Source organism: Streptantibioticus ferralitis (genome assembly GCF_029223525.1).
Classification (GTDB): Bacteria; Actinomycetota; Actinomycetes; order Streptomycetales; family Streptomycetaceae; genus Streptantibioticus_A; species Streptantibioticus_A ferralitis.
On the sequence record NZ_JARHTQ010000002.1, the window covers coordinates 450001 to 461710 of the forward strand.

At 71.7% G+C, this 11710-nt stretch carries 12 protein-coding genes; 9 read left to right on the forward strand and 3 right to left on the reverse strand.

The features are described 5' to 3' along the window. Nucleotides 1-92 precede the first annotated feature (92 nt). From P2L57_RS04910 to P2L57_RS04925, 4 genes are all read left to right on the forward strand, one after another. Nucleotides 93-698 (forward strand): ArsR/SmtB family transcription factor, encoded by a 606-nt coding sequence (locus P2L57_RS04910; protein WP_275808771.1) that lies wholly within the window; start codon nt 93-95, stop codon nt 696-698. Beyond that, nucleotides 695-2023: an MFS transporter gene (locus P2L57_RS04915; RefSeq protein ID WP_275808774.1), complete on the forward strand. Its 1329-nt coding sequence runs from the start codon at nt 695-697 to the stop codon at nt 2021-2023. Before P2L57_RS04910 ends, P2L57_RS04915 begins: the two co-directional genes overlap by 4 nt. A 264-nt stretch (nt 2024-2287) precedes the next feature. Next, nucleotides 2288-2914 (forward strand): DUF6230 family protein, encoded by a 627-nt coding sequence (locus tag P2L57_RS04920; protein WP_275808776.1) that lies wholly within the window; start codon nt 2288-2290, stop codon nt 2912-2914. Beyond that, the gene (locus tag P2L57_RS04925) at nt 2901-3371 is read left to right on the forward strand and encodes a DUF6114 domain-containing protein (protein WP_504986653.1); all 471 of its coding nucleotides are present in this window, start codon (nt 2901-2903) and stop codon (nt 3369-3371) included. The genes P2L57_RS04920 and P2L57_RS04925 overlap by 14 nt, the downstream gene beginning before the upstream one ends. A 25-nt stretch (nt 3372-3396) precedes the next feature. Here the strand turns inward: P2L57_RS04925 and P2L57_RS04930 are convergent, their stop codons facing one another. Next, nucleotides 3397-3627: a MarR family winged helix-turn-helix transcriptional regulator gene (locus tag P2L57_RS04930; RefSeq protein WP_275808780.1), complete on the reverse strand. Its 231-nt coding sequence runs from the start codon at nt 3625-3627 to the stop codon at nt 3397-3399. Between the two features lie 159 nt (nt 3628-3786). Between P2L57_RS04930 and P2L57_RS04935 the strand changes: the two genes are divergently transcribed. Next, the gene (locus P2L57_RS04935; RefSeq protein WP_275808783.1) at nt 3787-4791 is read left to right on the forward strand and encodes an SMP-30/gluconolactonase/LRE family protein; all 1005 of its coding nucleotides are present in this window, start codon (nt 3787-3789) and stop codon (nt 4789-4791) included. 16 nt (nt 4792-4807) lie between these two features. Here the strand turns inward: P2L57_RS04935 and P2L57_RS04940 are convergent, their stop codons facing one another. Together P2L57_RS04940 and P2L57_RS04945 are read right to left on the reverse strand one after the other, a co-directional pair. Next, the gene (locus P2L57_RS04940; protein WP_275808786.1) at nt 4808-5569 is read right to left on the reverse strand and encodes an SDR family NAD(P)-dependent oxidoreductase; all 762 of its coding nucleotides are present in this window, start codon (nt 5567-5569) and stop codon (nt 4808-4810) included. Nucleotides 5570-5894: 325 nt separating this feature from the next. Beyond that, the gene (locus P2L57_RS04945; RefSeq protein WP_303655923.1) at nt 5895-7007 is read right to left on the reverse strand and encodes an MGDG synthase family glycosyltransferase; all 1113 of its coding nucleotides are present in this window, start codon (nt 7005-7007) and stop codon (nt 5895-5897) included. Between the two features lie 234 nt (nt 7008-7241). On the opposite strand from P2L57_RS04945, the gene P2L57_RS04950 reads away from it, so the two are divergent. From P2L57_RS04950 to P2L57_RS04965, 4 genes are all read left to right on the forward strand, one after another. After that, nucleotides 7242-7988 (forward strand): polysaccharide deacetylase family protein, encoded by a 747-nt coding sequence (locus P2L57_RS04950; protein ID WP_275808792.1) that lies wholly within the window; start codon nt 7242-7244, stop codon nt 7986-7988. 230 nt (nt 7989-8218) lie between these two features. Beyond that, complete coding sequence (locus tag P2L57_RS04955; RefSeq protein ID WP_275808795.1) at nt 8219-9136, forward strand: DMT family transporter; 918 nt, start codon at nt 8219-8221, stop codon at nt 9134-9136. Between the two features lie 166 nt (nt 9137-9302). Continuing rightward, nucleotides 9303-9815: a DUF6624 domain-containing protein gene (locus P2L57_RS04960; RefSeq protein ID WP_275808797.1), complete on the forward strand. Its 513-nt coding sequence runs from the start codon at nt 9303-9305 to the stop codon at nt 9813-9815. A gap of 145 nt (nt 9816-9960) precedes the next feature. Further along, nucleotides 9961-11685, forward strand: a complete 1725-nt coding sequence (locus P2L57_RS04965) for a SpoIIE family protein phosphatase (protein ID WP_275808800.1) — start codon at nt 9961-9963, stop codon at nt 11683-11685. The last annotated feature ends 25 nt before the right edge of the window (nt 11686-11710 follow it).

The window sequence follows — 11710 nt, forward strand, 5'->3', positions numbered from 1 at the left end:
CGTGGCGAAGTCGCCATATGGCGGGGGAAGTTGCAGAGGAATCTCTCCAGAGGACTCTATGCAGAGAGTTCTCTGCAACTTACGATGCTGGTATGTCCGACGAAGTCGAGAGCACACCAGAGCCCGCCAGGCCCGCCCGGCGCATCGATGCGCGCAGCCTGCGGGGGTTGGCCCATCCGCTGCGGATGAGGATCTTCGAACTGCTCAGCCTCGACGGCCCCGCCACCGCCACCAGGCTCGCCGAACGCCTCGGGGAGAACACCGGGACCGTCAGCTGGCACCTGCGGCACCTCGCCGAGCACGGCTTCATCGAGGAGGAAGCCGGGCGGGGCACCAAGCGCGAGCGCTGGTGGCGAAGGGCCGGCGTCTCGAACGAGCTGAACACCGCTGATTTCCGCGACGATCCCGACACCCGGGGCGCGCTCTCGGTCTACGTCCACGAACTGGTGCAGCAGTACTTCAACCGGGTCATGAACTACGTCGGCGAGGACTGGGACGACGGCTGGCGGAACGCCGGTACCCTCGCGGACTGGCCGGACCTTCGGTTGACCCCCGGTCAGCTGGCGGCGCTCAACGCGGAACTGGCGGCCGTCATCGCCCGGCACACCCTCGCTCCGGGCACGGCGCCCGCACCCGGCGCGCTCCCGGTCGTCGTGCAGCTCCAGTCCTTCCCCCGCAGGGAGCGGGGCACCGTATGAGCCAGGGCATGCGCGGTGGCCTGCTGCGTCGCCACCGCGACTTCCGGCTGCTGTGGTGCGGTGAGACCGCGGGCAAGTTCGGTGCGTCCGTCACCGGGGTGGCCATGCCGCTGATCGCCGTCTCCAACCTGCACGCCAGCACGTTCGAGGTCGGTCTGCTGAGCGCTGCCACCTGGAGCCCGTGGCTGATCATCGGCCTTCCGGTCGGCGCCTGGGTGGACCGGCTGCGGCGCAGGCCGATCATGCTGGTCAGCGCCGCGGTCTCGCTCGTACTGTTCGCCAGCGTCCCGGTCGCCGCGTGGTTCGGCTGGTTGAGCATTGGTCTGCTGCTGGGCGTCGCGCTGCTCACCGGCACGGCGGCGGTGTTCTTCCAGACCGCGTACAGCGCCTACCTCCCCAGCGTTGTGGAACCTGACGACCAGCCCGAGGGCAACGCCAAACTGCATGGCAGCGCATCCGCGGCGCAGATCGCCGGGCAGGGATCCGGCGGTCTCATAGCGCAGTTGGCGGGTGCGGCGAACGGGATGTTCGCCAACGCCGCGACATTCCTGGTCTCCCTGATCTGCCTGGCGGGCATCCGGCACCGCGAGCCACGTCTCACCAGGTCCGGGCACCGCTCCGGGTCACTGGTCGGCGAGGTCGGTGAAGGCCTGCGGCTGATCGCCGGCGACCCCTGGTTGCGCACACTGGCGCTTTTCGGGGCCGCCTCCAATCTGGCCCTCATGGGATACCAGTCGCTCCAGGTGGTCTTCCTGGTCCGCGGCGTCGGCCTGGCTCCCGGGGTGGTCGGTTCACTCGTCGCGGCTGTCAGTACCGGAGGGGTGGTCGGGGCCTTCGCCGCGCGAAGGGTGGCCGGGCGGGTCGGCACCGCCCGCGCGACGCTGCTGTTCGAACTCGGTCTTGCGGTGTTCGCGCTGCTCATCCCGCTGACCGTCGGCGGAGCCGGGACCCTGCTCTTCGTGACCGGCGGATTCTGTGTCTCCGCGGGCGTGGTGGCGGGCAATGTGATCAAGGCCGGCTTCCAGCAGCGCTACTGCCCGCCGGACCTCCTCGGCCGCCTCACCGCGAGCACGGCGTTCCTCAGCTACGGGACGATCCCGCTCGGGGCACTCCTCGGCGGCGCGCTCGGCACCGTGTTCGGCGCCCGTACCGCACTGTGGATCACCACGGCCGGCGTCCCGCTCGCCGCACTGATCCTGTTCTTCTCCCCGATCCGGGGAGCCCGGGACCTGCCGACGTCCCGTCAACCGGAGAAGTGCCCGCGGCCATCGCCGGGTCCGGACGGCGAGCCGGCCCACCTCGTCGATGACCACGACCGCCGCTGAATCCGTCGGCAGCCGCGGGCGGCGGACACGACGGTCGAAGAGGCGCTGTTCGTCACTCGTCTGCGCGCGCTGGCGTGCCGAAAGCCGTTCCGCCCAACAGGCTGGAGTTCGTCACCGACCGCGGGGAAGCCGTCCCGCTCGGCCTGCCGGGCACCGGCACGACCCGCTCCGCGGCGGTGACGTCCTGTTTCCCGTCCGCCTGCGGGGCCGGCCCCGAGCGCGAGGCCGGCGCCGCGGCGGGGTGTTCCACGAGGGAGGAACGGGATGTCGCACAGCCTCGGCAGGACGCGCTGGAAGCTCTTCGCCGCCATCATGGTGCCGGGCATAGCGGTCGCCACAGCCCTTGGCATCGGTATGGCACAAGGGGCGCTGGCCGCTTCGTTCTTCATCTCCGGCCGCAGGTTCCAGCTCTCCACCGCCTCGCTGGTGGGACACGGGCTGAGCGTCTACAGCACCGTGGACGTGACCAGGGAGGGTGTCCTTGTGCCGGTGGTGGTCACGGGGCTGAGGTCGGCAGTGATCCGCGGGTTGTGCGAGTCGGTGGTGACTCCGGTTCCCTTCCTGGGCCCCTACACCCTGCGGCTGACCGGTGCGGACCGGCTGCGCCGGGCCGAGGCGAGGGACATCTTCATCGACGCGACGGCCCTGAACGCCACTCAGCAGTCCGCCCACGACCTGAACGTCGGCGTCGCGGCGGGCTCCATCACCAAGGGGCCGGTCAACCCGGGCGACCGGCACTCGCGGTTCTTCGACCCCAACGGCTTCGCTCAGCAGGCCTCGACGACCTTCCTGGCCAACGCACGCTGGCAGGCGGTCGCGGTCTCGGCCGTCACCCTCGATGTGCCCGATGTCAGGGTGCGGGTCCTGGCGGGCCGTCATGAGTGCTTCTGATCCCCGGACCGCGGCCGCTACGCCGCGGCTGCCGCAGGTGACCCGAGAACCGTCCGAAAGCAGCCAGGGACCGCGCGCCGCGGTCGTCAAGGCCCGGCGGGGGTTCAGGACCTGGCGCGGTACCCGGCCCTTCTGGGCCGGCGTGTTCACCCTTGCGGCGGGTGTGCCCGTCATCTACTTCCCCTTCGCCCGCCTCAGCCTGGGCGGCCTCCCTCTGGCGCTGTCCACCACGGCCGGGGCCGGGTCACTGGTCATCGGGATCCTGCTCATCGTCCTGGGCGTCATCCTCTGGCTGCAGCAGCACGTGCGGGTCTTCGCCGGGATCGCGGCCATTCTGCTGGCCCTCGTCTCCCTGCCCCTGGCCAACTTCGGGGGCTTCCTGCTCGGGCTGCTCTGCGGCCTCGTCGGTGGTTCGCTGGCCTGCTCCTGGGCGCCGCCGGACACCGACGAGCCATAGCCCGCGGCGCAGGCGGTGCGGCGGCTCAGTCGAGATGGCCGGTGATCTCGGCGAGGCGCCGCAACTGCCCGGCGAACTGGGTCCGTTCGTCGGGAGTGAAGTCGGCGCAGCCGCGTCGCTGGTGCTCGCGCCGGTGGTCGCGGAGCCGGGCGAGTTGGTCGGCGCCCTCCTCGGTGAGGCGGACGAGGACGCGGCGTTCGTCCTCGGGGGAGCGGCGGCGTCTCACGACGCCCTTGTTCTCCAGTTGCTGGAGCATGCGGGCGGCGGCGCGGAGGCGCTCTTCCCGCGCCTCGCCCGCGACTGGCCCCCCGGGACATGGCGCGCCATCTGGCCGGAAGCCCGGCGGTTGCCTCTCCGCCGTCCTACTCTGCGGCGAGGAGCAAGTCCGAGCGGGTACGGAGGCGTGATGGCGTCGATGAGCAAACCTGAACTGCGGCCTGTCGCCTGGCGCCCACCGCCCCGCCCGGGTCCGGCCGGCGGTGACCGGGTACCGGTATCCGCGCCGCGCCTTCTTCCGCTCGGCGGGACCGGTCCCGAACATGTGGTCGTCGACACCGCGGGGCGGCTGCTCACCGGCGTGGCCGACGGCAGGATCCTGCGGGTCGATCCGGAAACCGGCGAGGTGACGACCGTCGCCGACACCGGTGGACGGCCGCTGGGTCTCCAACTCCAGCCGGACGGGCGGCTGCTGGTGTGTGACGCACGGGCCGGTCTGCTTCGCGTCGTGCCCGAGACGGGGGAGACCGAGGTGCTCCTGCGGTCCGCGGGCGGTGAGCCGCTTGGCTTCTGCAGCAATGTCGTGGTCACCCGCGACGGCACGATCTACGTCAGCGACGCCAGTCGGCGGTTCGGCATCGACCACTGGCTGGGCGACCTGCTCGAACACTCCGGAACCGGCCGGCTCATCCGCATCGCGCCCGGTGCCGTCGAGCCCGAAGTCGTCCTGGACGGGCTGTACTTCGCCAACGGCCTCGCGCTCCCGGCCGACGAGTCGTTCGTCACCGTCGCGGAGACCGGAGCGTACCGACTGACCCGGCTCTGGCTGACCGGCCCGCGCGCCGGGCATCGAGACACCTTCCTCGAAGATCTGCCGGGCTTCCCCGACAACCTGACCACCGGGCCCGGCGGGCTCATCTGGATCGCCTACGCCGCACCGCGCGACCCCCTGATGGACTGGCTGCACCGCACGCCCCCGGTGCTGCGACGGGCGCTGTGGAAGCTGCCCGAGTCGATGCGGCCGGGACCGCGCCGCACGCTGCGGGTCACGGCGGTGGACAGCGCGGGACGCACCGCCCACGACCTGCGATGGCCACGCGCTCGCTACCGGACGGCCACCAGTGCGTGCGAGCACGGCGGGCGGCTCTATCTGGGCAGCCTCGTGGAGGACGCCATCGCCGTGCTGGAGCTGCCGGAACGCTGACGACACGGCCGCCCGGTCAGCTGAACCGGGCGGCCAAGTGGCGGAACAGCGATGGGGCGGCGCCTCTCAGGCGGGCCGGGAACCACAGCCATCCGGGTACGAAGGCCTCGCTGCGGTCGTGCGCCACGGCGTCCCAGACGGCGTCGGCGACCCGCATCGGCTCGACCGGCCGGGGGTGGGAGCGCTGGTAGAGGCTCCCGCGACGGGCGAAGAACGGGGTCTTCACGGCCCCCGGCACCACCATGGAGATCCGTACCCGGCTGCCCATGAGTTCGTAGCGCAGGCTGTCCGCGAACGTGGTCAGCGCGGCTTTGGCGGCCGAGTAGACGGCTTCCTCCCGCACCCCCACGGATCCGGCGATCGATCCCACCAGCACCAGGTGCCCGGTGTTGCGGTGCATCATCTGCGGCAGCACCAGACGGACCAGGTGCACGACGGCGGCCAGGTCGACGGCGAGGATCTCGTCGATCGCCGCGTCGGGCATCTCCGCGAAGGGACCGGCCCAGCCGATGCCCGCCGCGGCGACCAGCAGATCCACCCGTCCGCTCACGCCGACGGCGGCCTCCACCAACCGCCTGCATCCGTCCCGGTCACTGAGGTCGCCGGGTACGGGATGGCCGCCGATGGCCGCGGCGACCTGGTCCAGGCGGGTGTGGTCACGGCCGTTGAGCACCACGCGCCAGGTTCCCTCGGTGGCGAACCGGGCGGCGACCGCGGCACCGATCCCCGACGACGCCCCGGTGATCAGCGCCACGGGTGTGCTGGCAGGGTCGGTCATGGAACGTTCCGTGGTCCGCCGGGCCACCGGGTTCCCGCCGTGCGGCAGCGCACTGCCCGCAGACGCTCGGGCGGCTTCCATCAGGAGCCCTCCTCGGATATGCGATCAACAGCAGGCTCTTGTGCTGCCAGGCAGAGGGTCGTCCGGCCATCGTCCGTGTTCCGGCACGTGCCACGGTCATTCTTCCCCAGGCGTGTCATAACGGACAGTTGGGCGGGCCGTCAGGGTTCAACCCTTCTGTTCTGTGCCACCGACACCGGACGACGGGTCCGCCGAGCGGATGAGTGGACTGCGCGCGACGGGTGCTGACGTCGTGCTGACGTCGTCACCCAGGACCGCCCGGCACCCGGTCGCGCACCGGCGCGCCCTCCCGCGCGGCCGTCGCGACGATGTCCACGGCGTCCGCGGTGAACAGCGCCCGTCCCGCGTCGATCCGCGCCTGCCGGACCGGCCCGTCGCACCCCAGGTCACTCAGCGCCTGGAGCAGCTCCCGTGGCGAACGGGCGTAGGCACACAGCCCGGCCTCGGCCATGCCGCGGGCGCTGTGCACGCCGTGCCCCGCGATCGGCCGGTAGCTCACCACCGGCACCCCGGCCGCCAGCGCCTGCGCCGCGGTCTGTCCGGCGGCGTTCATCACCAGCACACCGACGGCGGACATCAGCGCCGGCACATCGCTCACCCAGCCGAGCGCGACCGCACCGGACACCCGCTGGAGCCGCCGCCGCAGTGCCCGCCCGCGGCCGCACATGACGACCGGCAACCAGCCGTGGCCGCTGAGCAGGGCGGCGGTCTCCGCCAGCTGCGACCCCAGCCCCCACGCACCGGTGGAGAGCAGCACCGGGACGCGGCCGGGTCCCCGCGCCGCGAACTCACGGGCGAAGGCACCGACCCGCGCCGGTCGCGACGGGGTGTGGAAGGCCTCGGGCACCACCGGTCCGACCGCCAGAGCGCGTCGGCCACCGCCGCGCCGGACGTCCTCGGCGGTCTGAGGGGTCGGGCACAGATGGATGTCGTTGCCAGGGTGGAGCCACTGCCGGTGCACGGCGAAGTCGGTGATCACCACGACACTGGGCACCCGCAGCGCCCCCTCGTCCCGCAACCGGCCGCCGATCTGCGCGCCCAGGTGGAACGTGGAGACCAGCGCGTCCGGCGGATCGGCGGCCAGGCGGCGTCGCAGCGCCCGGGCCGCGGGCACCACAACGGGGCTGGTGTCCAGGTTCGGCCGCCCCTGGCCAGGCGGCGACGACATGAAGTACGCCTGGTAGATCGCGTCGTAGACGAACGGGGCATGGCGGATGGTCGCGGCGTAGCAGCCGCGCAGCGCGGTCCCCAGACGGACCGGCAGCAGGTCGAGCACGTCGATGGTCTGCGTCAGATGCCCGCGATCCGACAGCCGCCGCGCCAGCTCGGCGGCCACCGTGTCATGCCCGGCCCCCATGGCTGCGCTCAGGATCACGAATCGCCGGCCCACACTCTCACCGCCCTTTCGGGAAAACCCTTCACGCTGCGGCGGACTTCCGCCAGTGCTGCGGCGACCTTCCCGCTCAGGGAGACGCGGCGCGTCCCGCGCTACCGGTGTCCGCCATCCGGGCCGCCACTACCTCCTGTCAGGTGACCGATCCGGATCGGCTCCGGTCGCAGGTGGCCGCCGCGGCGCGGGAGACTGGTCACCGTGCGTGCCGACCGCCCACCATCCACGTTCCCGGCCCGGTGCGCGCTGTCAACGTGCGCGCTCGCCGGGGCGGCCGCGCACATCGGCCCGGCCGGCACCTGGCTGGCGCCGGTGCGCCGGGTGCTGTTCCCAGCACTGGACGGCCGCGGTCACCCGGAGCACATCGCCCTCACCTTCGACGACGGCCCCGACCGAGCCAGCACGCCGTACTTCCTGGACGCCTTGGACCGGCTCGCGGTCCGCGCCACGTTCTTCGTCCTCGGCCGCGCCCTGCTGGAGGCCCCCGAAACCGGCCGGGAACTGGCCGCCCGGGGACACGAGGTCGCCGTGCACGGCTGGGACCACCGCCGCCCCTGGTGCCCCACGCCGCTGCGCGATCTGCGTGAGCTGCGGCGCACCGCCGAGGCCGTCACCGTCGTGTGCGGCAGCCGGCCCCGGTGGTACCGGCCGCCGTACGGCGTCCTCACCGGCGGCCGGTGGGCCGCGGCCCGTCATGTGGGGCTGCGGCCGGTGCTGTGGTCCGCGTGGGGCCGGGAGTGGGAGGCCGGGGCCACCGCCCGCACCGTCGTCGGCAACGTGGGTCGCGACCTGCGTGGTGGTGGCACCGTCCTGCTGCACGACACGGATCGCGCGGCCGCCCCCGGCTCATGGCGGGTCACCCTCCAGGCCCTGCCGGAACTGGTGGAACGCTGCCGCCGCCAGGGCCTCACTGTGGGACCGCTGCGCGATCACGGCATCGCGGGGTAGCGCGGGGGCCCGTCAGATCCGCTGCCCTACCGGGCCCCGCGACGGCAGCCTCGCCCCAGGGCCACCCTGCGGACGGCGCGCAGGCGTAGGCGCGCGTTTGACCTGGGCGGTTTCCTGGGACTGGTGGTAGCGGCGGAATCCGGCAACGGGGACACCAACGGGCAGGAAGCAGTTGATCAAGGTGAGCATCGCTCGCCCCGCGGGCGTGTTCGGGAGCGAATGGGACCCTCGTGCTGACATATGTGTTGGCCGTCCTCGCTGCCTGTGCCAATGCGGCGGCGTCTGTGCTGCAGCGTTGGGCCAGCATCGGACTTCCCGCGCAGGACAGTCTGAGTCTGCGGCTGATCAAGGGGCTGTTGCGACGCCCGGTGTGGTTCGCGGGGGTCCTTGGCGTGACGGCGGGCTTTGTGCTGCAGGCCGCGGCGCTGTCCGTCGGTGAGCTGTCGGTCGTGGAGCCGATCCTGGTCTTCGAACTCCCGCTGACCCTGATCCTCGCCGCACGGGTGTTCCACGCCCCGCTGCACCGGCGTGAATGGCTCTCGGTCGGCGGGATGACCCTCGGCCTCGCCGTGATGCTGTTCTCCCTCGCGCCGTCGGGCGGCGACCCGCGGGCGGCCGACTGGATCGTCTGGTCGACCGGCATCGGCGTGAATCTGGCGGTGGTGGTGGCAGCGGTGCTGTGGGGGCGCACCGGAAAGGTGGCGCCGCGGGCGGAGCTCGGGGGACGGCGAGCGGCGTGCCTCGGTGCGGCGGCGGGCTGCCAGTTCGGGCTGACCGCCGCGTTGATGAAAGGTGCGGTGTCCGAAAGCCCACACGGCATCGCTGCCGTCTGCACCTCCTGGCAGCTCTACGCCATGATCGCCGCCGGTATCACGGCGATGTTCCTGCTGCAGTCGGCGATGCATGCCGGAAGACTGCTCGCCGCCCAGCCGGGCCTGACGTTGTCCGATCCGCTGATCTCCGTCCTGTGGGGCGTGCTCGCCTTCCACGAACAGGTCCGGGACGGCCTGTGGTTGCTGCCCGCACTCGCCGGTGCTGCCGCCGTCACCGTCTGTGTGGCCCTACTGGCTCGCTCCCCGTTGCCGGGAACCGAAGACCGTTCCGCGGCGCCCAGCCGACCGGGCGAGTCAGCGAGCCGGGGGTGTTGAACCCGCCCCAACACACCGTCAACCACTGGCTGAGAAGGCGTAGATCCAGTATCCCCGCGCGGGGCCATGCCGGTCACCGTTCCGCGGAATGATCTTTGTGGCGGCTTGCGGCCCTACCGTTGCGGGGACAGCGCAACGCACCGATCTGACCCCTGGAGTACGAACAGTGGCGCACGACATGGCCGTTGCCGCACTGGCAGCGGAACTGGTGAGCATGGCGGCGGCGGACCACCAGACCTCGCCCCGCGCGAACAGTTCAGACCCGGCAGAGCAGTTGGCGTGGCGTCGGCTGACCGCACGACACGGTGACCGGCTCAACGAGATCATGGATGAGTACGGCTGGCCGACGACGGAACTGGTCGGGGCCGAGGCGGCGCGCGGCGCATGGCTGATCGCACAGCACGCCGACCGGCAGCTCGATGTGCAGCGGCGCGCGGTCCAGCTGCTGCGACAGGCGGTGGAGGCGGGCTCGGCCAGCCCCCGCGAGCTGGCCTTCCTGCGCGACCGGGTGCTGGTGAACGAGGGGCGCGAGCAGATCTACGGCACGCAGATCGCCGGGGTGCGGGACGGCTCGCCCGTGCCCTGGCCCTGTCAGGATCCCGAGCGCGTGAACGAACTGCGGGCGGAAGTCGGCATCGAGCCGTTCGCCGCGTACGTCGCCAAGTTCCCCCTGACCTGACGGCGGCAGCTGACCTGACGGCGGCAGCGGGACCCGCAGCGGAAAGCCGCACAGGGGGTGAACGGTAGAATATGGGGCAGCGTGTGAGGGAGATCCCGCACGTCCAGCGCTGAGCTTCGTGCCTGCGGCTGTGGCGGAGGCCGACATGAAACGGCACAGCATCTCGTACCGGCGGCAGAGTCCCGGTGGGTCCGGTCGGACGATCCCGCGTGCCGCCAGCCCTGGAAGCGTCCGGGCGACCCTGGCCCTGAACGGCATGGGCAGCTTCGAGTGGGATCTGGATGCCGAAGCCTTCATCCTCGATGCTGGCGGACTCGCCGTGATGGGGCTGCGCGCCGGTGAGTACGACGGCCGTACCCGCACCCTCGGCCGCCGGATCCTGCCCGACGACCTGCCCGGCCTGGAGGCGGCCATCGGGCGTGCCCTGGCATCCCACCCGAGCTACGGCGGCTACTTCCGCGTACGTCACCCCGACGGAACGGTTCGCTGGACCCATGTCCAGGGCCGCATCCTGCGTGATGCCAGCGGGCGGGCCCGGCGCGTGGTGGGAATCGTCCGGGACGCAAGCGAAGAACTTCAGCACTTCGCCGAACAGACGGCGCTCAGAGTCGACCGGCAACGCCAGGCCGACGTCGTCCAGGGACTCACCTACGCACTGTCCCAGGCGCTCAGCGTCGAGGACGTCACCATGGCCGTGACCAGCGAGGAAACCCGCAGACGCATCGGCGCCACGGCCATCGCCCTCGGCATCGTCGAGCAGGGCCACACCCGGGTGGTCGGCGCGGCCGGCCTGCCCGAGGGGCTCGTCCGCGACATGTCCGTGTCCCGGCTGAACGCCGCCACGCCCTTCGCCGAAGCCGTGCGCAGCCGCACCCCGCGCTTCCTGAGCCGCCACGAGCTACGCGACCGCTACCCGAGGATGTGGCCCTATCTGAAGGCCACGGCCTTCACCAGGGCCGCCATCCTGCCGCTGGTCGCCCAGGCGCAGCCGAACGGCGCCCTCGCGATCGCCTTCCAGGACCGCCCCGGATTCACCTCCGGAGAGCGCAACCTACTCCTTGCCCTGAGCTCCACCATCGCCCAGTCGCTCCAGCGTTCCGTGCTGTACGACCATGAACACGAACTGGCCGTCGGCCTGCAGCACGCCATGCTGCCCGCCCGTATCCCCGACTGCCTGGGTGCCCGGATCGCCGTCCGGTACCGACCCTCGCAAAGGGGCCGGGAGATCGGAGGCGACTGGTACGACGTCATCTCGCTGGCCGCCAACCGCATCGGCATCGTGGTGGGCGACGTCGAAGGCCATGACGTCCATGCGGCCGCCATCATGGGACAGTTGCGTATCGTCCTGCGCGCATACGCCGCCGAAGGCCACTCGCCGTCCACCGTGATCGCCCGCGTATCCGCGTTCCTGCGCGATCTCGACACCGAGCGCTTCGCCACCTGCATCTACGCGGACCTCGACACCGCCACCGGAAACGCCAGCATCGTACGAGCCGGGCATCTGGGGCCGCTCGTCAGACGTGCGGACGGCACCTGCGGCCGTCCCCCTGTCCCCGGCGGTCCACCGCTCGGACTGCTCGACAACGCCGACACCTCCCCGTACCCGACCGTCCCGTTGCAGATGCGGCCCTGGGACATGCTCCTGTTGTGCACCGACGGACTGGTGGAGTTCCACGGCATGGACCTCGACGAGGGCGTGCAGCAACTCGAAACCGTCGTCCTCGACGGGCCGAGTTCGTTGGAGGATCTCGCAGACCACATCATCGACACCATCGAAGCCCGGTCGGAACTGCTCGATGACGCGGCCCTGCTCCTCGCCGAACTCGGATCGCCGGGCCAGGGCCTGACCGGCCGCTTGCCGAACTGCTGATCGCGGAAGTCCCGGAACCACATGG

Coding starts and splice junctions, on each gene's coding strand:
- P2L57_RS04910 (WP_275808771.1), top strand. CDS start 93: ATGTCCGACGAAGTCGAGAGCACACCAGAGCCCGCCAGGCCCGCCCGG.
- P2L57_RS04915 (WP_275808774.1), top strand. CDS start 695: ATGAGCCAGGGCATGCGCGGTGGCCTGCTGCGTCGCCACCGCGACTTC.
- P2L57_RS04920 (WP_275808776.1), top strand. CDS start 2,288: ATGTCGCACAGCCTCGGCAGGACGCGCTGGAAGCTCTTCGCCGCCATC.
- P2L57_RS04925 (WP_504986653.1), top strand. CDS start 2,901: ATGAGTGCTTCTGATCCCCGGACCGCGGCCGCTACGCCGCGGCTGCCG.
- P2L57_RS04930 (WP_275808780.1), bottom strand. CDS start 3,627: ATGCTCCAGCAACTGGAGAACAAGGGCGTCGTGAGACGCCGCCGCTCC.
- P2L57_RS04935 (WP_275808783.1), top strand. CDS start 3,787: ATGAGCAAACCTGAACTGCGGCCTGTCGCCTGGCGCCCACCGCCCCGC.
- P2L57_RS04940 (WP_275808786.1), bottom strand. CDS start 5,569: ATGACCGACCCTGCCAGCACACCCGTGGCGCTGATCACCGGGGCGTCG.
- P2L57_RS04945 (WP_303655923.1), bottom strand. CDS start 7,007: ATGGGGGCCGGGCATGACACGGTGGCCGCCGAGCTGGCGCGGCGGCTG.
- P2L57_RS04965 (WP_275808800.1), top strand. CDS start 9,961: ATGAAACGGCACAGCATCTCGTACCGGCGGCAGAGTCCCGGTGGGTCC.